Here is a 21,654-nt window from a genome sequence, read left to right as displayed (position 1 = left end):
CTAGTCGATCGAGAAACGGCGCGCCGGGACCCGGCTGCGCACACCGGGGGCGGTACCCCCGTACGGTTACGGAGTGACCGACGAAGCACCCCTGCGCCGTCGGGACGCGCCGGACCTGGCAGGGGACGGACCGCACGACGTGCCGCCCGACCCGACCGAGCCTGGCGGTCCCGTCCCGCTCACCGCCCCTCGCGAGGGCACACCACGGCCGGTAGAGGCCGACGACGAACTCGCCGACGTGGTGGCCCGCATGGCCGCCGGCAGCGGCCCGGTGGCGGTGGACGCCGAGCGCGCCTCCGGCTACCGCTACACGCAGCGCGCCTACCTGGTACAACTGCGCCGTGCCGGGGCCGGCACGGTGCTGATCGACCCGCTGCCGCAGGCCGACCTGCGCACGCTGGACGCGGCGCTGGCCGACACCGAGTGGGTGCTGCACGCCGCCAGCCAGGACCTGGCCTGCCTGGCCGAGCTCGGCATGAAGCCGCGGCGGCTGTTCGACACCGAGCTGGCCGCCCGGCTCGCCGGCTTCGAGCGGGTCGGCCTGGCCGCGCTCACCGAACAGCTGCTCGGCTACACGCTGGAGAAGCACCATTCGGCGGCCGACTGGTCGACCCGGCCGCTGCCGGAATCCTGGCTGACGTACGCGGCCCTGGACGTCGAGCTGCTCACCGACCTGCGCGACCACCTCGCCGCCGAGCTGGAACGGCAGGGCAAGACGGCGTGGGCGGCGGAGGAGTTCGCCGCGCTGGTGGCGAGCGCCGACCGCCCGCCGCGGCTGCGCCCGGACCCGTGGCGGCGTACCTCCGGCATCCACCGGGTCCGCGGCGCCCGCGCCCAGGCCCGGGTGCGCGCCCTCTGGTACGCCCGGGACGGCGTCGCGGCCCGCCGGGACACCGCGCCCGGCCGGGTGCTGCCCGACTCGGCGATCATCGCGGCGGCCGAACTGGACCCGAAGGACGAGCGCACGCTGCTGGCCATGTCCGGCTTCGGCGGGCGCTCGGTACGCCGGCTGGCCCGGGTGTGGCTGGACGCGCTGGACGAGGCCCGGGCGCTGCCGGACGCCGCGCTGCCGGTGAACCAGCCGGTGGACGGGCCGCCCCCGCCGCACCGCTGGGCCGAGCGTGACCCGGTGGCCGCGGCCCGGCTGGCCCGGTGCCGCCAGGTCGTGGTGGGCACCGCGGAGGCGCACAACCTGCCGCCGGAGAACCTGATCAGCCCCGATTTCGTGCGGCGGCTGGCCTGGGCCCCGCCGGACGAGGTGACGCCGCAGACCGTCGGCGACACGCTGCGCGGCTTCGGCGCCCGGGCCTGGCAGGTCGGGCTGCTGGCGGACGAACTGGCGAAGGCGCTGCCGGAGCCGCCCGCGGTGTGACGATTCGACCGACCTCTGGCGAGCCCTAGTTACCGGCGAGTAGGATTCCATAATCCACGCGCGCTTTGGAGGCTTGCTGTGCCACGTGAAGTCCGGGAGGTCGTCTTCGTCGACGGCGTCCGTACCCCGTTCGGCAAGGCCGGCGGCATGTACGCCGAGACCCGCGCCGACGACCTGGTGATCCGCTGCATCCGAGAGCTGCTGCGCCGCAACCCGCAGCTGCCGCCCGAGCGGGTGGACGAGGTCGCGATCGCCGCCACCACCCAGACCGGCGACCAGGGCCTCACCATCGGCCGCACCGCCGCCCTGCTGTCCGGGCTGCCCAAGACCGTCCCCGGGTACGCCATCGACCGGATGTGCGCGGGCGCGATGACCGCGGTGACGAGCGTGGCCGGCGGCATCGCCATGGGCGCCTACGACATCGCCATCGCCGGCGGCGTCGAGCACATGGGCCGGCACCCGATGGGCGAGGGCGTCGACCCCAACCCGCGGATCCTCGCCGAGAAGCTGGTCGACCCGTCCGCCCTGGTGATGGGCGCCACCGCGGAGAACCTGCACGACCGGCTGCCGCAGGTCACCAAGGAGCGCGCGGACGCGTTCGGCCTCGCGTCCCAGGAGAAGACCGCCAAGGCGTACGCGAACGGCAAGCTGCAGGCCGACCTGGTGCCGGTGGCGGTGCGCGACGCCGAGCAGGGCTGGGGCCTGGCGACCGTGGACGAGGCGCCGCGCGAGACCTCGCTGGCGAAGCTGGCCACGCTCAAGACCCCGTTCCGCCCGCACGGCCGGGTCACCGCGGGCAACGCGGCCGGTCTCAACGACGGTGCCACCGCGGCGCTGCTCGCCAGCGAGCAGACCGCCCGCGAGCTGGGCCTGCCGGTGGCGATGCGGATGGTCTCGTACGGGTTCGTCGGCGTCGAGCCGGAGATCATGGGGTACGGCCCGATCCCGTCCACCGAGAAGGCCCTGCGCCTGGCCGGGCTGACCATCGCCGACATCGGCCTGTTCGAGCTGAACGAGGCGTTCGCCGTGCAGGTGCTGGCGTTTCTCGACCACTTCGGCATCGCCGACGACGACCCCCGGGTCAACCCGTGGGGCGGCGCGATCGCGGTCGGGCACCCGCTGGCCTCCTCCGGCGTCCGGCTGATGACCCAGCTCGCGCGCCAGTTCGCCGAGCACCCCGAGGTCCGGTACGGCGTCACCGCCATGTGCATCGGCATCGGCATGGGCGGCACGGTCATCTGGGAGAACCCGAACTGGGAGGGCGACAAGTGATCGAGAACCCGAACGAGGTCGTCACCAAGGCCCTCGTCCGCCTCGTCGCGGTGCCCGGCCTGGCCAAGAAGGCCGCCCTGATCACCCTGGACAACGGGCTGGACTACAAGAAGCCGAACAGCTTCGGACCGGCCGGCCTGGCCTCGCTGGACGCCGCGATCACCGAGGCCACCGCGGCCGACCCGGCGTTCATCGCGCTCACCGGCAAGCCGTACATCTTCTGCGTCGGCGCCGACATCACCGGCATGCCGCTGATCACCGAACGGTCCCAGGCCGTCGAGCTGGGCCACCTCGGTCACCGGGTGTTCGCCCGGCTCAAGGACTCGACGGTCCCGACGTTCGCGTTCATCAACGGCGCGGCGCTCGGCGGCGGCCTGGAGGTGGCACTGCACTGCCACTACCGCACGGTCTCCGGCGGCGCCGCCGCGCTCGGCCTGCCCGAGGTCGCGATCGGCCTGATCCCCGGCTGGGGCGGCAGCCAGCTGCTGCCGCACCTGATCGGCGTGCCCGGCGCGGCGCAGATCATCCTGCAGAACCCGCTCACCCAGAAGGTGCTCCGGCCGAAGCAGGCCGCCGAGATGGGCGTCGCCGACGTGCTGTTCGAGCCCGCCGACTTCCTGGAACGCTCGCTGGAGTGGGCGGCCGACGTGGTCCAGGGCAAGACCACGGTCACCCGTCCCGAGGTGGACACCGAGATGTGGGACGGCGTGCTGTTCTTCGCCAAGCAGCAGCTCGACGAGAAGCTGCACGGCGCGGTGCCGTCCGCCAACAAGGCGCTCGAGCTGCTGGCGCTGGCCAAGGACGCGTCGTTCGCTGACGGCACCGCCGCCGAGACCGAGGCGCTCGCCGACCTGATCATGGGCGACGAGTCGCGTGCCAGCCTGTACGCGTTCGACCTGGTCCAGCGGCGCGCCAAGCGCCCGGTCGGCGTACCCGACAAGTCCCTGGCCCGGAAGGTCACCAAGGTCGGCATCGTCGGCGCCGGCCTGATGGCCTCCCAGCTCGCGCTGCTCTTCGCCCGGCGTCTCGAGGTGCCGGTGGTGCTCACCGACCTGGACCAGACCCGGGTCGACAAGGGCGTGGACTACGTCCGCGGCCAGATCGACAAGATGGTCGGCCGGGGCCGGATGGGCGAGGGCACGGCGGCGAAGCTGCGCGGCCTGGTCACCGGCTCGGTCGACCAGGCGGTGTTCGCGGACGCCGACTTCGTGATCGAGGCGGTCTTCGAGAACCTGGACCTGAAGAAGCAGATCTGGGCCCAGCTGGAGAAGATCGTCTCCCCCGAGGCGATCCTGGCCACCAACACCTCCTCGTTGTCGATCACCGAGATGGCCGCCGACCTGGAACACCCCGAGCGGGTCGTCGGCTTCCACTTCTTCAACCCGGTCGCGGTCCTGCCGCTGCTGGAGATCATCCGGGGCGAGCGCACCGACGACGCCACGCTGGCCACCGCGTTCGCCGTCGGCAAGGAGCTGAAGAAGTCGTCGGTGCTGGTCTCCGACGCCCCCGCGTTCGTGGTGAACCGCCTGCTCACCCGCTTCACCAGCGAAATCTTCAAGGCCGTGGACGCCGGCACGCCGCTGGCCACGGTGGACACCGCACTCGACCCACTGGGCCTGCCGATGCGCCCGATCGCGCTGCTCCAGCTGGTCGGGCCGGCGGTCGGGTACCACGTCGGCGAGACCCTGCACGCCGCGTTCCCGGACCGCTTCGAGGTCTCGGCGAACCTGGCGAAGATCGTCGAGGCGGGCCTCCCGCTGATGGTGGACGACGAGATCAACCCCGAGGTGGAGGCGCTGCTCGAGGCCGGTTCCACGCCGTTGACCGCCGACGAGGTACGCGGGCGCGCCCTGGACGCGCTGGCCGAGGAGATCCGCGCCATGCTCGACGAGGGCGTGGTCGCCGAGGCGCAGGACATCGACCTGTGCATGATCCTCGGCGCCGGCTGGCCGTTCCACCTCGGCGGCGTCACGCCGTACCTGGACCGCAGCGGCACCTCCGAGCGCGTCACCGGCAAGCGGTTCCTGCCCCCGGGCGTGGCCAGCCTCCCCCGCTGACCCGCCGTTATCAGATATCCGACGCCCCCGTGCGGGAAACGCGCGGGGGCGTCGCGGCAGGCCGGCCGCTCGATAGGCTCCCCGGGCCGAGTACGTCACGCTTGTGGGAGCACACATGTCACAGCCGCCCTATCCGCCCGACCCGTACTCCGGCCAGCCCGGCTCCGAGCCGCAGCCTCCACCCGGCGCGGGCCAGCCGCCGCCCGACCAGGGCGGCAGTCACCCACCACCCGGCCAAAGCGGCTACCCACCGCCCGGCCAGGGCAGTTACCCACCGCCCGGCCAGGGCAGCTACCCACCGCCTGAGCAGGGCAGCTACCCACCGCCCGGCCAGGGCAGCTACCCACCGCCCGGCCAGGGCAGCTACCCACCGCCTGGCCAGGGCAGCTACCCACCGCCTGGCCAGGGCAGCTACCCACCGCCTGGCCAGGGCGGTTACTCGGCACCTGGCGCGGGTGAGTCTGCGTCGCCGCCGGGCCAGGGCGGTTACCCGGCACCCGGCGCGGGTGGGTTCGGGCCGCCGCCCGGCCAAGGCGGCTACCCGGCACCCGGCGCAGCTGGGTTCGGGCCGCCGCCCGGCCAAGGCGGCTACCCGGCACCCGGCATGCCCCAGTACGGCGACCCGCAGTCCGGCGCCCCCAAGAAGAAGTCCTCCGCGCTCAAGATCGTGCTGAGCGTGGTCGCGGTCATCGCCGTGCTCTGCATCGGCGGCGTCGCAGTGACGTTCTTCCTGGCCAAGGACGAGGTCGCCAAGGTCGTCGACGCCTCCCGGATCACCGTGGTGGAGCCGGAGACGCTGGGCGGTCGCCCCAAGATCACCGACCCGACCGTGGCCGGCAGCGTCTCGTCGCTGGACAGCCAGCTGAGCAAGGTGCCCGGCGCCACCGAGTCGGTCGGCGCGGTCTACGGCGACGTCCAGGCCCAGGACCTGGTGATGATCGCCGCGGCGTCCTCGGTGACCGGCTCCCCGCAGGAGCGGTTCGACGAGTTCACGTCCGGCATGACGAGCGGCACCATGCGGGTCAGCAACCTCACCGACACCGACCCGGGCCCGTTCGGCGGCATCGCCAAGTGCGGCGACACGAAGTCGTCCGGCGTGGAGATGGCGGTCTGCGTCTGGTCCGACAACGGGAGCATCGGCCTGATCACGATGCTCTTCAAGGGCAGGGCCGACCTGGAGAAGGAATTCATCGGGATGCGGGGTCAGATCGAGCGGAAGAGCTGACGGCACGGGCGGCGCCGAACCTCGGTTGCGGCGCCGCCTGACCGGTCGGTGCGACACGCCTCGGAGGAACGGGGGACAGCGCCCGCAACCGGCGACAACTAGAGTTCGGCGCCTGTAGCCCGATCGATGGAGCCTCGATGTCGCAGCCGCCCCAACCGCCCTTCTCCGGACAGCCGTACCCGGAACAGCCTTATTCCGGACAGCCGAATCCGGACGTGCCGACATCGGTACCGCCCCAGCCCGGTTTCCCGCCGCCACCGCAGTACGGCGCGCAGCCCGGCTATCCGACCTCGGGCCAGCCCGCATACACGCCGGGCCCGGAGTACGGACAACCCCAGCCGGGGTACGGACAACCACAGCCGGAGTACGGACAGCCCCAGCCCGGGTACGGACAGCCCCAGCCCGGCTACGCGATGATGGGCCCGCCGCAGCCGCCGCAGAAGAAGTCCAAGGCGCTGCCGATCATCCTCATCTCGGTCGCCGTCGCGCTGGTGCTCTGCGTCGGCGGGGCCGCCGTGGTGTTCGTGGCCGCCCGGGACACCGCCGGGGACCTCGTCGACGCCGCCCAGTCCGCGGCCGCGACGCCCGACCCCACGGTCACGGCGGCCGATCCGACCGACGAGCCGGGGCCGGCCCCGACCACCACCGCGCCGAAGTCGACGAAGAACATCAAGATCGTCGAGCCGAAGACGCTCGGCGGCCGCCCGAAGCTGACCGACCCGCAGTTCGCCGGTGCCGCCGAGGAACTGCAGTCCGGCCTCGCCGACGTGCCCGGGGCGACGAACACGGTCGGCGCCCTGTACGGCACCCCGGCCAAGCGCGACATCATCATCATCGCGGGCGTCGAGGCGCCGGTCGACGACCCCGGCCAGGAACTGGACAGCACGTTCCTCGGCGCCGGGGTCGGCGGACTCAAGGTCACCGGCATCACCAAGGTGTCACCCGGCCCGCTCGGCGGCGAGGCGAAGTGCGGCAAGGCCGCCGCGTCCGGCGTCAACATGGTCCTCTGCGGCTGGGCCGACGAGGGCAGCGTGGGCTGGATCATCTGGTACTTCAAGTCGCTCAGCAAGGCGAAGGCCGAGTTTCCGCGACTGCGCGGACAGATCGAGAAGTCGAGCTGACGCGCCGTCCGATGCGGTCACATGATCGCATCGGACGGGACACGAACGGGTCGCGGTTCGGACCGGGGCATGCCGGTGTCACATCGAGCCGTCAGGATGGGCGTTCGCCGGACCGACCGGTCCGGCGAACGACATCTGATCTGGCAAGGAGCGTCCGGTGGTACTCCCCCAGCTGCGTCGTGTCCGCTGGGCCGTGCGAGCAACCCTCGTCCTCGGCGTGGCGGCCTCGGTGGTCGCGAACATCCTGCACGCCCTGGACAACCCGATCAGCCAGGCCATCGCCGCCTGGCCACCGCTCGCCCTGCTGCTGACCGTCGAGCTGATCTCCCGGGTACCGGTACACCGCCGCTCACTGGCGTTCGCCCGGCTGGTCGCCACCGCCACGATCGCCGGGATCGCCGCCTGGGTGTCGTACTGGCACATGGTCGGCGTGGCCGCCCGATACGGTGAGACCGGCGCCTCGCCGTACCTGCTGCCCCTGTCGGTCGACGGCCTGATCGTGGTGGCCAGCATCTGCCTCGTCGAACTGGGCGGCCGGATCGCCACCATCGAAGCCGAGCGCAGCACCCGCCCGACCAGCGCGATCCCCCAGACCCCGGTTCCGAGCACGGTGCCGGAGAGCGCGGAGACGCCGCAGCACGAGGCAGCCATTCCCGGTCTCGTGCCCACGCCGGGCCCCCGCCGCAGCGCACCGGCCGGCCCGCCCACGACTCCCCGCCAGCTCACGGCGGCGGCGTTGGCCGAGGTCGCCGCGGCGCTGCCGAAGAACCCACAGACCTTCACGCCGGCCGCGTCCCGGAGCACCACCGCAGGAATGACTGTCCGCAGCACCGGCACCGGCACCGGCACGGGCGCTGACACCGGCCGCACGAGCACCGGCCGAACCGGCACCGCCGCCGGCCACATTGGCGGTGGCCGCATGGGCGCTGGCCCCACGGGCACCGGAACCGGCCGCACGGGCGCCGGCCGCACGGGCGCCGGCCACACCAACGCCGGCCGCACTGGCGCTGACCGGGGTGCCGACCACACGGATGCCGAGCACGCGGGTGCAGGCCGAACGGGTGCTGGCGGAGCGGGTGCTGGCGGAGCGGGTGCTGGCGGAGGACCCGGTGGTAGCCGGTCCGGTGTTGCTGGCGCGGGTGCCGCATCCGCCGGGCGAAACGCCGGCAAGGCGACGGCGGGCGGTACCGGATCGTCGCCGCGGCCCAGGAACGCCGGCGTCAAGGTGCGCCGCACGCCCGCCGAGACGGTCACGTTGGCGGCCCGCATCAAGGCTGAACGGCCCACTCTCACCGACGCGGAACTCGCCGCCGAACTGGGCATCAGCATCTCGCGCTGGCGCACGGTCCGCCGCGAGGCAGCCCAGGACCGGGACCTCAGCCTGGCCGCCTGACCGCCACCGGGGAGTCGCCCGATTCGGTGCTCGGAGGGACGGGCCTGGCCAGTAACGCCCGCTGTGACCCGGTTCGTCCCCGTTACAGACCCCGGTAAGGACGAGACGGCCCGTCCTGAGCCGCCGCGCCAGCACATTGCGGGACCACTCAGACCGGACGCCTTTCCGGTCACCACCACGCCCGTGTGGAACTAGGGCTCGCAGCGCGCCACAGGTGCACACGCGGCCAGCTCGGCGGCCGCGTGTGCACAGTTGCGGCACGCAGCGCGCCCCAAACACACACGCCAAGCACGGCACGCCAGCCCTGTGCACAGTTGCGGCACGCAGCGCACCCCAAACACACACGCCAAGCACGGCACGCCAGCCCGTGCACAATTGCGGCACGCAGCGCACCCCAAACACACACGCCAAGCACGGCACGCCAGCCCGTGCACAATTGCGGCGCGCAGCGCACCCCAAACACACACGCCAAGCACGGCACGCCAGCCCGTGCACAATTGCGGCACGCAGCGGGGGTGCGATGCGCCTTTTGTCCCCCCAAAGCGGGCCGGGGTCAGGAGGGGGCTACGCCCAGCCGTTTGGGTTGGGGAACTGCGGCGGACGCCGCCACCAGTGGGGTCGTGTCCGCGCCGGGCAGGCTGACCGTGATCTCCAGGCCGCCGCCGGGCTGGGCGGTCGCGGACACCGTACCGCCGTGCGCGTCGCACACCGCCCGGACGATCGACAGCCCGAGCCCGGAACCCCGGGACCCGGTCCGTTCCCAGCCGCCCCGCTGGAACGGCTCGAACAGGCCGGGTACGTCGCCGGGCTCGACCTCGTACCCCGTGTTGCCGACCACCAGCCGGGCCTGGCCGTTCTCCGTGCTGGTGCGCAGCCAGAGCTTGCCCATCAGGTGGTTGTAGCGGATCGCGTTCTCGATCAGGTTGCCGGCCAGCCGGTCCAGCAGGCTGGGGTCGCCCACCACCGGCGCCGGTTGCAGGTCCCGGGTGACGTCCAGTTTCAGCCGTTCCGCCTCGGCCTTCACCGCGGACAGCGCGTTGCAGACGCTGGTCTCCAGGTCGGCCGGCACCTTGCGGACCAGCCGCCGGCCGGACTGTGCCTCGCTGCGGGCCAGCACGAGCAGCGCATCGACCAGGCCGTTGGCGCGCTCGGAGGCGTTGCGCACCACCTTGGCCATTCTGCGGTACTCGGCGACGTCGGCCTCGTCGTCGCTGAGTGTCACGTCGATTTCGGTCCGCATCACGGCCAGGGGCGTTCGCAGTTCGTGGGAGGCGTTGGCGACGAAGCGCTTCTGCGCCTCGAACGCCCCGGCCAGCCGGTCCAGCATGGCGTCGAACGTGCGGGCCAGCTCGGCCACCTCGTCGTCCGCGCCGGCGTACCGGATCCGCTGGTCGAGGGTTTCTTCGCCGAGGCGGCGGGCGGTGGCGGTGACGTTGTGCAGTGGGCGCAGCGCGCGGCCGGCCACCGCGTAGGCGCCGGCGATACCGATCAGGCCGATGGCGAACAGCGCGATCAGGCCCTTGACCAGCAACTCCTGCGAGGCCTGGTCGACCAGGTCGCGCTGCCAGTCCTGGGCGTCCAGCGTCTCGCCGGTGGTGAGCACCACCTGGGTGCCGGTGCGCAGTTCGTCGGCGGGGTGCAGCGCGTCGCCGACCAGCAGCCAGGCCAGCAGCACCAGGATGGCGCCCGCGCCGACCAGCAGGATGCCGTTCAGCAGGGTGAGGCGCAGCCGCAGGGTGGGCCGCAGCTGCATGCGGTCGGTCTTGCGGCCCAGGTAGACGGTCACTCGGGGCCACCGGCCGGGCTCATCACGACCGGGTCGGGCACGCGGTACCCGGCGCCGACGACGGTCTCGATCAGCGGCGGATCGCCGACCTTCTTGCGGAGCGTCATCACGGTCACCCGGACCGTGGTGGTGAACGGGTCGGTGTTGGCGTCCCAGACCCGTTCCAGCAGTTCCTCGCTGGACACCACGCCGCCGCGGGCCTTGATCAGTTCCTCCAGGACGCCGAACTCCTTGTTCGTGAGGTCGATCGGGACGCCGCCGCGGGTGACCACCCGGCGGGTCTGGTCGAGGACCAGGTCGCCGACGGTCAGCACCGGCGGGGCGGCCGGGGTGGCCCGCCGGCCCAGCGCCTGCACGCGGGCGACCAGCTCGTCGAAGGCGAACGGCTTGGGCAGGTAGTCGTCGGCGCCCAGTTGCAGGCCCTCGACCTTGTCCGCGACCGTGCCGCTGGCGGTGAGCATCAGCACCCGGGTGAGGGCACCGGACGCCACCAGCGCGGCGCAGATCTCGTCGCCGTGCATGCCGGGCAGGTCGCGGTCGAGGACGACCACGTCGTACCGGGTCACGTACGCCATCTCGTGACCGGACAACCCGTCGTAGGCGACGTCCACCGCCATGCCCTTGCGGCGCAGGCCGCGTGCGATCGCGTCGGCCATGTTCCGTTCGTCTTCCACCACCAGAACGCGCACCGGGTGTCCTCCATGTTCAAACCCATGCCCGAGGGAAGAGCCTCGTCCATGTCGTGTGAAGAGACCGTAAGAGAAGGCTATCCGAGCCGCCAGATGCCGATCGAGGCGTCGATCCGCCGGCAGACCAGCGCGTGCGGCGTGGCCTGGCAGTCGCCGGTCACCGGTGCGGCCAGGCCGAGCAGCCGGATGGTCCCGGCCGCCGGGTCGAGCAGGGCGTATCGCACCTCGTCGCCGGGGGACTGGGGGCGGATGCCGAGCACGGTGCCGTCGGCGCGCGGGTTGCCCAGCATCTGCCACCGGCCGAGGTCGCCGTGTACCCGGCCGGTCCGCGGATCCACCACGTAAAGCCGCCGCTGCGACTGCGGGCCGGCCTCGTCGCCGGCCACCAGGTAGGCGCCGACCTGGCTGACGTAGGTCCACCGTTGGTGGCTCCACCGCAGGGCACCGGTGGCCGGGTCGAGCACCCGCAGGCCGCCCTGCCAGCCCAGGAGGCAGAGTCCGGGACAGTCGGCCTGCACCCAGTGCGTGGACAGGTCCTCCGGGCTGCGCCAGAGGCGGACCAGACCGGGCAGGGTGTACGCCGTGGTGCCGCCCCCGTCGCCGACCAGCAGCAGGTCGTCCAGCGGCCAGAACGGCAGACCGCCGTCCGTCTGCCGGTGCGGCATCCGCACCGTCGCGCGGGTGACGACCACGCCGGTGACCGCGTCCCGGACCTCGGTGCTGCCGCTCTCGGTGACGCTGACCAGCAGCCGGGGGAACTCGCCGGTGGGGCCGGCCAGGGTGATGAAGCCGCGGTCCGGTTCCCGCGCCGTCCACCGCACCGCGCCGGTGGCGACGTCGACGCCGTGCCAGTCCGCGCCGCCGGCCGGGCGCTGTTCGCGCAGCAGCGCCAGCCCGGCCGGGCGGGACACCCGGAGCAGCCGGGCCGGGCGGCGCCAGAGCACCAGGTCGGTGCCGGGCGCCACCGCCACGGTGGCCTCCGCCCCGCCGGCATCGACCTGACCGGACACCAGCAGGGCCGGCCCGGTCTCGGACACCACGAAGATGGTGCCCGGCAGGTCGACCTGGAAGCGGTGCAGCAGGCGGCCGTCCGGGAGCGCGTACGCGCTGACCGTCTGCCCGTCGCCGACCACGAAGACCCGGTCGTCGGTCACCATCATGGCGTCCCGCAGCTGCGCCCCGATCACCGTCGGCGGAGCCGGCGGCCCGCGGTGCACGGCGCCGCCGGTCAGGCCGGCGAGCACGACGGCCAGAACACCGAGCAGCGGCCGGTACGGCGCCGGCCGGCGCCGCCCGGTGCCGCCGGACAGCGGGTGGCGGTCGGCCGACACGTCGCCCAGATCGATGACCCCGTGGCTCACGTCCTCATCATCCGTGCTGACCGCCGGGTCAGGAACGGTACGCGAAGACTTCGAGTTGGCCGGTGCCGAGGCAGGCGACGAGCGCGGTGGACACCTGGCAGTTCCGCAACATCAGGTCGGAGACGCCCAGCGGCCGGACCGCTTTCGCACCGGCCTGCCGGATGCCGAACGCGGTGCCGCTCTCGTCCTCATGGAAGCGGGACACCAGCACGAGGCCGTCGCGCCCGGACGTCACCGCGGCGTCCCAGGCGCGCAGGTCGGTGCGGACGGCGCCGGTGGTGCGGTCCCGGATACTCACCGGCCGGCCGGTGTCCGTGCCGGATTCGAGCACCTCGTTGCCGACCTGATGCAGGAAGGCGTCCGGATCGGTGCGCCACGCGGTCTGGCCGGTACGCCGGTCGAGCACGGCGATCGCGTCGGCCGTCCGGCGGCACGGCACGCCGCTGCAGATGATCCGGTCGTCCGTCGCGTCGACGGGTTCCGTCCAGCGCGGCTGCAGCGTGTCGAGCCCGTACCCGGTGATCATCGCGCCGCGCCGGACCACCAGCAGGTCGCCGATCGCCTCGGGGAACCAGATTTCCCGCGGGTCGGCCCGGGGCAGGTCCCGGCGGCGCAGCAGCGCCCCGGTGTTGCCGTCGCGGACCTGGATCCCCTGGGCGGACACCACGGTCAGCGTGCCGGTGTCGCCGGTCGCCGGCACCGCGTAGACCGAGCCGCGCTCCTGCATCGACCACAGCCGGCGGCCGGTGGCCAGGTCGACACCGTGCAGGCCGGTGCGCTCCGGCGGGCGCGTGTGCGGTTGCCCGTTCGGCGCGAAGTACAGCTGTCCCGGCTCGCCGCTGGCGTTGTCGTACCGGGTGCCGGGCGCGAACACGGCGTCGGTGACCACGCCGACGCGCGGGCCGATCAGCTGCACCTGGGACGGCCAGGACCACCTGGTGGCGCCGGTGGCCGCGTCCAGGATCCGGGTGTCCGGCTCGGAATACTGCATCAGCAGGCCGCCGGGCAACGGTTCCAGGTAGCTGCCGGTCCGCCGGTCCGGTGCCGCGACGCTCCACACCTGGCGTAGCGGATCGGTGTCCCACGCCGTGGTCACCATCTGATCGCCGGTCACCATCGCGGTGTAGACCCGGTCGCTCCCCGGCGCGTAGATGGCGTCGCCCGAGTTCAGCGGCACCGAGCCGAGGTGCCGCCACACCGTGGGGGTGCTCGCCGCGGCACCGCCGAGCACCAGGGCCAGCACGGCGGCGACGGCCAGCCCCAGCTCCCGGTAACGGTGCAGGCGCGGCCGGATCGGTGCGGGCGGACGCGAGGCGTGGAGATCGAGGTCGATCACCGCCACATTCAGACCTTCTTCCGGTACGCCCACACGGTCAGCTCGCCGGACGACGACCGGCAGGCGAGCCGGTCCGGGACGGCCTGGCAGTCACCGGTGCCCGGGGGTAGTTCGGCGAGCGGACGCAGACCCGCGGTGCCGGGCCCGGCAACCGCGACCATGGTACGGGCGCCGGCCGCGGCCGCTCGCGTGACCAGCACGTGGTCGCCGCCGCTTCCGCCGACGAGCCGCCAGCCGGTCAGGTCGACCAGGACCCGTCCGTTGGCGGGGTCGACGATGCCGATCGGATCGGTCACGTTGATCGAGTTGCCGTACGCCAGCAGCAGCTCGCCGCGCTGCTCGATGCTGCGCCAGCTGGGCTGGTACCACTCCAGCCGGCCGTCGGACGGGCGGATCGCGGTGATCCCGGCCGGCCCGACCAGGCAGGCGAACGCCCCGCAGTTCCGCACCTCGTACGCCCGCTCGGCGGACCGCTGCCAGCGCAGCTGCAACGTCACCGGGTCGTACGCCGACACCACCGGCTCCCAGCGGCCCAGGTGCCGCAGCAGCAACAGCCCGTCGGTGACGGTGGGGTTCTCCGGTCCGTAGTTGGCCGGCGGCAGCTCGGTGCCGGCCAGTTTCCGCCCGGTGGCCAGGTCGTGCACGGCCGCGGTGCGGTCGTCGTGCACCACCAGCAGCCGCGGCGCACCGTCCGGGCCCGGTACGCCCAGCATCACCGCGGTGGACGGTACCGCGATGCGCCAGAGCGGTTTGCCGGTGCGCGCGTCGACGCGTTCGATCGGGCCCTGCACGCGGCGGTTCGAGCCGGAGTTGCTGCGCACCGACGTGACCGCCAGCAGCGCGGACGAGCCGGTGATCGTCATGACCATGCCGGGGTGCTTCCACTGGGACACCCCGGTCGCCAGCGACAGCGCGGTGGTGACCGGCTGGCCCGGACCGTACGTCCACGGGCGCATCAGCACCAGCCCGCCGGCGGTGCGCATCCGGTAGGTGGGGCGTTCCTGGTCGACCTCCCAGATCAGGTCGCCGTCGTCCAGGTCGTACGCGCTGACCGTGCCGACGGTCTGCGCGATGAGCCGCCGCTCCTCGGTCATCGAGTAGGTGTCGGCCGGGCCGACCCGCAGGCTGATCAGCGGGGACAGGGCCGGCGGCAGCGGTGCGGCCGAGGCCACCGACGACAGCAGTACGAGCACCGTGACCAGGACCGGCCGGAACCACCCGGGCACGGTGGACCGGGACGGTGTCGCGTACGTGTCGGGCTCGCCGCGGTCCAGCCCCAGGTCGATGACGACCGTGTTGCTGCCGGCGAAGGTCTCGACGCCCATATCAGCAAAGGTAACGGCGGTATAACGAAAATGCTCGTCCGCCCGGGCAGGTTGGCCTAGAGCGCGGTCTGCCGCTCCGCGGCGGCCTGCTCCTCCAGCTCCGACACCCACTCGGTCACGTCCCGGGCGACGTCCTGCACGGTCAGGCCCAGCGCGGTCAGGATCTGCGCCCGGCTGCCGTGCGCGTGGAAGCCGGCCGGCACGCCGAAGTTCCGCAGCGGCACGGTCACCCCGGCGTCCCGCAGCGTGCTCGCCACCGCGTCGCCGACCCCGCCGGCCCGGATGCCGTCCTCCAGCGTGACCACCAGCCGGTGGTCCCGGGCGAACGCGGCCAGCTCGATCGGCACCGGGCGGACCCAGCGCGGGTCGACCACCGTGACGCCGTACCCCTGCTCGGCGATCCGTTCCGCGACCTCCATGCCCAGCGTGCCGAACGCGCCCACGGCGACCAGCAGCACGTCCCGCCGCTCGTCCTCGCGCAGCACGTCGGTCTGGCCGACCCGGCGCAGCGCCGGGAGGTCGACGGCCACCGAACCGGTGGGGAACCGGACGATCGTGGGCCCGTCGTCCACGGCGACCGCTTCGCGCAGTTCCTCGCGCAGCGTCGCGGCGTCGCGCGGGGCGGCGATCCGCAGACCGGGTACGACACCGAAGACGCTCATGTCCCAGATGCCGTAGTGGCTCGGCCCGTCCGGCCCGGTGATGCCGGCCCGGTCCAGCACGAACGTCACCGGCAGCCGGTGCATCGCGACGTCCAGCAGCACCTGGTCGAAGGCGCGGTTCAGGAAGGTGGCGTACACCGCGACCACCGGGTGCAGCCCGCCCATGGCGAGGCCGGCCGCGGAGGTGGCGGCGTGCTGCTCGGCGATGCCGACGTCGTACACCCGCTCCGGATACTTCTTCGCCAGCGTGGCGATGCCGGTCGGCTCGGCCATCGCGGCCGTGATGCCGACGACGTCCGGGCGCTCGTCGGCGATCGCGACCAGTTCCTCGGCGAACACGTGGGTCCACTTCACCGCCGGCGCGGCCAGCAGCTTGCCGGTCTCGATGCTGAACGCGCCGCCCGGCCCGTGCAGGCAGTCGGCCTCGTCGTCCTCGGCGGGGCGGTAGCCGTACCCCTTGCGGGTCACCGCGTGCACGATCACCGGCGCGTCGAAGCCCTTGGCCTTGCGCAGCGCCGACTCCATGGCCTGCACGTCGTGGCCGTCCACCGGGCCGACGTACTTCAGGCCCAGGTCCTCGAACATCGGCTGCGGGCTGACCGCGTCCTTGATGCCGCGCTTGACCGCGTGCAGCACCTCGTACATCGGCTTGCCCACCATCGGCGTCGAGCCGAGCGCGTCCTTGACCAGGTCGAGCACCTTCTCGTAGCCCGGGTTCAGCCGCAGCGTGGACAGGTGGTCGGCCAGCCCGCCGATCGTCGGCGCGTACGACCGGCCGTTGTCGTTCACCACGATGACCAGGCGGTTCTTCGCGGCCGCGATGTTGTTCAGCGCCTCCCAGCACATGCCGCCGGTGAGCGCGCCGTCGCCGACCACCGCGACCACGTGCCGTTCCTCGCCACGCAGCGCGTACGCCTTGGAGATGCCGTCGGCGTAGGACAGCGCCGTCGAGGCGTGCGAGTTCTCGATCAGGTCGTGCTCGCTCTCCGCCTGGCTCGGGTAACCGGAGAGGCCGCCGCGCTGCCGCAGCATGTCGAAACCGTCCTGCCGGCCGGTCACCATCTTGTGCACGTAGGCCTGGTGACCGGTGTCGAACAGGATCCGGTCGCGCGGCGAGTCGAAGACCCGGTGCAGCGCCAACGTCACCTCGACGACGCCCAGGTTGGGGCCGAGGTGACCCCCGGTGCGCGACACCTTGGCCACCAGGAAGTCGCGAATCTCCGCCGCCAGCAGGGCCAGTTGCTCGGGACTCAGGTGCTTGAGGTCACCCGGAGTGGCGATCGAACCGAGCAGACCGGCCGGGGCGGAGGAAGATTCGCTCATGAGAGCCGAGTGTATCCGCGGGTTGCCCGTCCGCAGCCCTCCCGTTTCCGCCCCGCGATCCGCCACGGTGATCCACCTCACCCCGCAAATCCAGCTAAGCCGCCATCGGCCGCCGCAAACCGGGGCGAATACCGCCGCGCGCTGCGGATCGGACCGGTAACCAGAACCGCTTATGACGGCTCTACCCCGTTGTCGCGCCTGCGCGGCATCCCATCCCGGGTGACGTGGACCCGTGGTGCCGGAACTGGCTCACCAGCCGCACCGCCACGCCCGGAGAGTGGAGTACCGATCGGCCCCTCGGACGTTCAGGACACACGAGATCGCCTCAATATCGCTTGGCGGTCTCGTTCGGCAGAGCAGGTGTCGCGCTCCGGCGAGCGACACCGGAAGCGGTAGGCGCTTTATGGGGCCACCGACATGCGAGGTCGCCAACCCTTTCTCGCGAACCTGAGTTGGCACGATCCAACTTCCTGATGCCATAGTCGATGGAGGGCTTGGTAGGCGAAATGAGACGAGTCGGTCGCTGCACCGCATATCCGTCGTCCTGGTGATCGGGCGCGGCTTGCCGCGGGCTGGTCACGTGCAGCGGGCATAGGTTGGAGCGCTGGCCGTCGAGGTCCGCCGGACGCGGTGGTCACCGCGCAGCCGGTCCGGCCCGCGGTACACCTTCGGGGATGGACAGGGCCGTCAGGTCGGGGGGTCGGCGCGGCGGTGGGCTACGGCGAGTCGGGCTACGGCGAGTCGGGCGGCACTTCGCCGCCAGGATCGGGGAACCTGTGGGAGCCCGTCTTCGGCGTCATCACTCCGAATCGAGATGGAGATCGCAGAGCCGAACCCCCGCAGGACGCGGGTACGTGCCCCCCTTGAGCACACCGATGGAGGCCGCCGTGCCGCATGCCGTCGAGTTGTTCCTTGACGAGCGCGCCGACCACCAGATCAGGCAGATCTGGGCCGCTCTCGACGCATACGGCGTCACGTCGTTGGGCAGCGTCCCGCAGTCCCGGTACCGCCCTCACGTCACTCTGTCGGTGTTCGAGCACGGGAACCCGTCAGAGGTCGCCGATGCGGTCCGGCCGGTGCTCGCCACGTCGGTCGGGCTGACCCTGCCTCTCGCGGCGCTCGGGTTCTTTCTCACCGAGGAGGCGCCCGCCTTTCTCGGCGTCGTACCCTCGTCTCGGCTGTTGGCCGTGCAGCGCGCGGTCCACGACGCCATCGAACCGCTGGTCGACGGCATCTGGCCCTACTACCGTCCGGATGCCCTGCTACCGCACTGCACGCTTGCCGTCGGCGTCACGGACAAGGCCCGAGTCCTGGACGTCGTGACCCGCTTCCCCGCACCGATCCCCGCACGCGCCTCCAGCGCCCACCTCGTCGAGATACCGGGCGGATATTCGAGCATTCAGTTGACCCCGGCGTAGGCGGCGGGCCACCCGGGCGCCCGGGTCGCTGAGACGGTGGGATCAGGGTGGGTCTGCCGGGGTCAGGAGCGCTACGCACTCGATGTGCTGCGTCATCGGGAAGAGGTCGAAGGCGCGCAGCTCCACGGTCCGCCACCCCGATCGGGCGAACGTGGCCAGGTCGCGCGCCAGTGCCGCCGGGTCGCACGCCACGTAGGCGACGGCCCGGGGTGCGGCGGCGACCACGGCCCGGACCACGGCGGCGCCCGCGCCGGAGCGGGGCGGGTCCAGCACCACCAGGTCGACCGGGCCGGTGATCCGGCGCCGGGCCAGGGCGGTCTCCACCCGGGCCGGCACCACCTCGACGCCGGGCAGGTCGGCCAGGTTGGTGCGGGCCGCGGCCACCCCCAGCGGCGCGGACTCGACCACGGTCACCCGGGCCGACGTGCGCCCGGCCAGCGCGGCCGCGAACAGCCCGGCGCCGCCGTACAGGTCCCACGCGGTCTCGCCCGGTGCCGGCCGCAGCAGGTCCAGGACCGCGGAGACCAGCGTGTCGGCGGCGTCCGGATGCACCTGCCAGAAGCCCTCGGCGGGAACCTGCCAGCGGCGCCCGGCGGCCAGTTCGGTGACCTCGGCCGGGCCGGTCAGGACGCGGTCGCTGCGCACCGTCACGTCGCCGCCGGTGGAGGCCACCGCCTCGACGGTGCTCTCGGTCGGCCAGTGCCGGGTGGTGAGGTCGAGGGCCTGCAGCGTGGGGTGGGCGATCCGGCACCGGTCGATCGGCACCACCTGGTGGGAACGGTGCTGCAGCAGGCCCGCGCGGCCGGCCGCGTCGACGGTGTAGCGGATCCGGGTGCGCCAGCCCAGGGTGCCGCCGGGGAGCCGCTCCACGCGTACCCCCAGGCGGTCGATCTCGTCGTCGGTGAAGCCGGCCAGGCGGCTGAGCTGTTCGGAGACCACGGCGGTCTTCCAGGCCAGCTGGGCGTCCTCGGCGACGTGCTGCAGGTCGCAGCCGCCGCACGCGCCGGGCCGGGCGTACGGGCAGGGCGGCGTGACCCGGTCCGGTGCGGCCTCGTGCACCTCGACCGCGTCGCCGCGCAGGTAGCCGCGGTGCAGTTCGGTGATCTCGACCGTGACCCGCTCGCCGGGCAGGGCGTGCCGGACGAACACCACCTGCCCGTGCGGCCCGCCGATCCGGGCCACACAGTGCCCGCCGTGCGCCGGTGCGCCGACCACCACCTCGACGCGGTCACCCTCGACGAGATCCGTCACTGGTCGTCCTCGGCGCCGGAGCGCGGGCCGCGGGCGGGCGCCCGGGTCAGGTCGCGGTCGAATCGGTCCAGGTCCTTGTCCTGGCTGGAACGCAACTGCCAGGGCACGCTGGTGACCATCACGCCCGGCTCGAACAGCAACCGGCCCTTGATCCGCAGCGCGCTCTGGTTGTGCAGCAGGTTCTCCCACCAGCGGCCGACCACGTATTCCGGGACGAAGACCGTGACCACGTCGCGGGGTGAGCCGCGGCGGACGCTCTTGACGTAGTCGATGATCGGCCGGGTGATCTCCCGGTACGGCGAGTCGACCACGGTGAGCGGCACCGGGACCTGGCGGCGCTCCCACTCGGCCTGGATCGTGCGGGTATCCGAGTCGTCCACGTTCACGGTGACCGCGGTCAGCGTGTCCGGACGGGTGGCCTGGGCGTACGCGACCGCACGCAGCGTCGGCAGGTGCACCTTGCTGACCAGCACGATGGCGTGGTTGCGGGACGGCAGCACCGGGCGCTCGTCGGTCGGCGCGAGTTCCGCCGCGACCCGGGTGTAGTGCTTCCGGATGGCCAGCATGGTCACGTAGATGACGGCCATCGCGGCGATCGCGATCCACGCCCCGAGCAGGAACTTGGTGATCAGCACGACGATCAGGACCGCGCCGCAGAGCACCATGCCGAAGCCGTTGATCGCCCGGGAGCGGTACATCTGCCGGCGCCGGTCCGGGTCGCGCTGGGTGCGCAGCAGCCGGTTCCAGTGCCGCAGCATGCCGGCCTGGGACAGCGTGAACGACACGAACACGCCGACGATGTACAGCTGGATCAGCCGGGTCACCTCGGCCTCGAACGCCACGATCAGCACCATCGCGGTGACCGCCAGGAAGACGATGCCGTTGGAGAACGCCAGCCGGTCGCCGCGGGTGTGCAACTGGCGGGGCAGGTAGCGGTCCTGCGCCAGGATCGAGCCGAGCACCGGGAAGCCGTTGAACGCGGTGTTCGCGGCCAGGAACAGGATCAGCGCGGTCACCGCGCCGACCAGGTACAGCAGGATCGAGCCGCTGCCGAAGACCGTCTCGCCGAGCTGCGTGGTCACGGTCTTCTGCACGTAGTTGGGCGGACCGCCGACGATCTGCAGCAGCGGGTCCTCGACGAACTGCAGGTGGGTGGCCCGGGCCAGGGTGATGATGCCGACCAGCAGGAGGATCGCCACGCCGCCCAGCAGCAGCAGCGTGGTGGCCGCGTTCTTGCTCTTCGGCGCCTTGAACGCGGGCACACCGTTGGAGATGGCCTCCACGCCGGTCAGCGCCGCGCACCCGGAGGAGAACGTCCGGAGCAGCAGGAACATGAACGCGAAGCTGGTCAGGTGGTGCTCCTCGGCTTCGATCACCAGGTCCGCGCTGGGCGCGCGCAGGTCCTGGCCGAGGACGAAGACCCGGATCAGGCCGGTGACGATCATGCCGACCATGACGAAGATGAAGGCATAGGTGGGTACGGCGAACAGGCCGCCGGACTCGCGCAGGCCGCGCAGGTTCATCGCGGTCAGCAGGGCCACCGCGGCGACCGCTATGCCGACCTTGTGCTCGGCGACGAACGGCACCACCGAGCCGAGGTTGGAGACCCCGGCGCTGACCGACACCGCCACGGTGAGGATGTAGTCGACGAGCAGCGCGCTGGCCACCGCCACCCCGGCCCGCGGGCCGAGATTGACCGTGGCCACCTCGTAGTCGCCGCCGCCGGACGGGTAGGCGTGCACCGTCTGCCGGTAACTGGCCACCACGGTGATCATCACGACCGCCACCGCCAGGGTGACCCAGGGCGAGTACATGTAGGCCGCGGCGCCGGCGATGGAGAGCGTCAGCAGGATCTCGTCGGGGGCGTACGCCACGCTCGACAGGGCGTCGCTGGCGAACACGGGCAGCGCGATCCGCTTCGGCAGCAGCGTGTGCTGCAACCGGTCGGAGCGGAACGGCCTGCCGAGCAGCAGCCGCTTGGCGAGCGAGGTCGGACTTACCACAAGCGCCAAGCGTACGGCTGGATCACCGGTGCCGTTCGGCGCCCCGGCCAACGGCACTCG

At 72.5% G+C, this 21,654-nt stretch carries 14 protein-coding genes and 1 pseudogene; 7 read left to right on the top strand and 8 right to left on the bottom strand.

Annotated elements, in window-relative coordinates:
* The first annotated feature begins 73 nt into the window (after window positions 1–73).
* From LDL48_RS25065 to LDL48_RS44650, 6 genes and pseudogenes are all read left to right on the top strand, one after another.
* On the top strand, window positions 74–1,372 hold the full coding sequence (locus tag LDL48_RS25065) for a ribonuclease D (RefSeq protein WP_225257665.1): 1,299 nt from the start codon (window positions 74–76) through the stop codon (window positions 1,370–1,372).
* A gap of 78 nt (window positions 1,373–1,450) precedes the next feature.
* Complete coding sequence (locus LDL48_RS25060) at window positions 1,451–2,644, top strand: thiolase family protein (protein WP_225257664.1); 1,194 nt, start codon at window positions 1,451–1,453, stop codon at window positions 2,642–2,644.
* Window positions 2,641–4,701 (top strand): 3-hydroxyacyl-CoA dehydrogenase NAD-binding domain-containing protein, encoded by a 2,061-nt coding sequence (locus LDL48_RS25055; RefSeq protein ID WP_225257663.1) that lies wholly within the window; start codon window positions 2,641–2,643, stop codon window positions 4,699–4,701. Before LDL48_RS25060 ends, LDL48_RS25055 begins: the two co-directional genes overlap by 4 nt.
* A 115-nt stretch (window positions 4,702–4,816) precedes the next feature.
* Window positions 4,817–5,926, top strand: coding sequence for a hypothetical protein (locus LDL48_RS25050; protein WP_225257662.1), 1,110 nt, complete (start codon window positions 4,817–4,819; stop codon window positions 5,924–5,926).
* A 215-nt stretch (window positions 5,927–6,141) separates the two neighbouring features.
* The gene (locus LDL48_RS25045) at window positions 6,142–7,047 is read left to right on the top strand and encodes a hypothetical protein (RefSeq protein WP_225257661.1); all 906 of its coding nucleotides are present in this window, start codon (window positions 6,142–6,144) and stop codon (window positions 7,045–7,047) included.
* A gap of 157 nt (window positions 7,048–7,204) precedes the next feature.
* Window positions 7,205–7,732 (top strand): annotated as a pseudogene (locus LDL48_RS44650) (DUF2637 domain-containing protein); the annotation flags it as partial.
* Between the two features lie 1,261 nt (window positions 7,733–8,993).
* Here the strand turns inward: LDL48_RS44650 and LDL48_RS25035 are convergent.
* From LDL48_RS25035 to dxs, 6 genes are all read right to left on the bottom strand, one after another.
* A complete protein-coding gene (locus LDL48_RS25035) occupies window positions 8,994–10,193 on the bottom strand; it encodes a sensor histidine kinase (RefSeq protein WP_225257795.1) in 1,200 nt (399 codons plus the stop codon).
* 29 nt (window positions 10,194–10,222) lie between these two features.
* Window positions 10,223–10,915 carry a response regulator transcription factor gene (locus LDL48_RS25030; RefSeq protein ID WP_225257659.1) on the bottom strand — a complete coding sequence of 231 codons (693 nt, stop codon included), beginning with the start codon at window positions 10,913–10,915 and terminating at the stop codon, window positions 10,223–10,225.
* Window positions 10,916–10,992: 77 nt separating this feature from the next.
* On the bottom strand, window positions 10,993–12,276 hold the full coding sequence (locus LDL48_RS25025; protein ID WP_225257658.1) for a PQQ-like beta-propeller repeat protein: 1,284 nt from the start codon (window positions 12,274–12,276) through the stop codon (window positions 10,993–10,995).
* Between the two features lie 28 nt (window positions 12,277–12,304).
* The gene (locus LDL48_RS25020) at window positions 12,305–13,618 is read right to left on the bottom strand and encodes a PQQ-binding-like beta-propeller repeat protein (RefSeq protein WP_225257657.1); all 1,314 of its coding nucleotides are present in this window, start codon (window positions 13,616–13,618) and stop codon (window positions 12,305–12,307) included.
* A 2-nt stretch (window positions 13,619–13,620) separates the two neighbouring features.
* Window positions 13,621–14,937 (bottom strand): outer membrane protein assembly factor BamB family protein, encoded by a 1,317-nt coding sequence (locus LDL48_RS25015; protein WP_225257656.1) that lies wholly within the window; start codon window positions 14,935–14,937, stop codon window positions 13,621–13,623.
* A gap of 56 nt (window positions 14,938–14,993) precedes the next feature.
* Window positions 14,994–16,922, bottom strand: coding sequence for a 1-deoxy-D-xylulose-5-phosphate synthase (gene dxs / locus LDL48_RS25010; protein WP_225257655.1), 1,929 nt, complete (start codon window positions 16,920–16,922; stop codon window positions 14,994–14,996).
* A gap of 875 nt (window positions 16,923–17,797) precedes the next feature.
* On the opposite strand from dxs, the gene LDL48_RS25005 reads away from it, so the two are divergent.
* On the top strand, window positions 17,798–18,340 hold the full coding sequence (locus LDL48_RS25005; RefSeq protein WP_225257654.1) for a 2'-5' RNA ligase family protein: 543 nt from the start codon (window positions 17,798–17,800) through the stop codon (window positions 18,338–18,340).
* A gap of 42 nt (window positions 18,341–18,382) precedes the next feature.
* Here the strand turns inward: LDL48_RS25005 and LDL48_RS25000 are convergent, their stop codons facing one another.
* Window positions 18,383–19,591 (bottom strand): class I SAM-dependent RNA methyltransferase, encoded by a 1,209-nt coding sequence (locus LDL48_RS25000; RefSeq protein ID WP_225257653.1) that lies wholly within the window; start codon window positions 19,589–19,591, stop codon window positions 18,383–18,385.
* The gene (locus tag LDL48_RS24995; protein ID WP_225257652.1) at window positions 19,588–21,594 is read right to left on the bottom strand and encodes an APC family permease; all 2,007 of its coding nucleotides are present in this window, start codon (window positions 21,592–21,594) and stop codon (window positions 19,588–19,590) included. The genes LDL48_RS25000 and LDL48_RS24995 overlap by 4 nt, the downstream gene beginning before the upstream one ends.
* Window positions 21,595–21,654 lie beyond the last annotated feature (60 nt).

The organism is Jidongwangia harbinensis (genome assembly GCF_020216025.1).
Lineage (GTDB): Bacteria > Actinomycetota > Actinomycetes > Mycobacteriales > Micromonosporaceae > Actinoplanes > Actinoplanes harbinensis.
This window is presented reverse-complemented; position numbering and strand designations above follow the sequence as displayed.

What these genes read in the sequence shown, in the direction of transcription:
- LDL48_RS25050 (WP_225257662.1), top strand. Translation starts at nt 4,817, where the DNA reads ATGTCACAGCCGCCCTATCCGCCCGACCCGTACTCCGGCCAGCCCGGC.
- LDL48_RS25015 (WP_225257656.1), bottom strand. Translation starts at nt 14,937, where the DNA reads ATGGGCGTCGAGACCTTCGCCGGCAGCAACACGGTCGTCATCGACCTG.
- LDL48_RS25005 (WP_225257654.1), top strand. Translation starts at nt 17,798, where the DNA reads ATGGAGGCCGCCGTGCCGCATGCCGTCGAGTTGTTCCTTGACGAGCGC.
- dxs (WP_225257655.1), bottom strand. Translation starts at nt 16,922, where the DNA reads ATGAGCGAATCTTCCTCCGCCCCGGCCGGTCTGCTCGGTTCGATCGCC.
- LDL48_RS25035 (WP_225257795.1), bottom strand. Translation starts at nt 10,193, where the DNA reads ATGCAGCTGCGGCCCACCCTGCGGCTGCGCCTCACCCTGCTGAACGGC.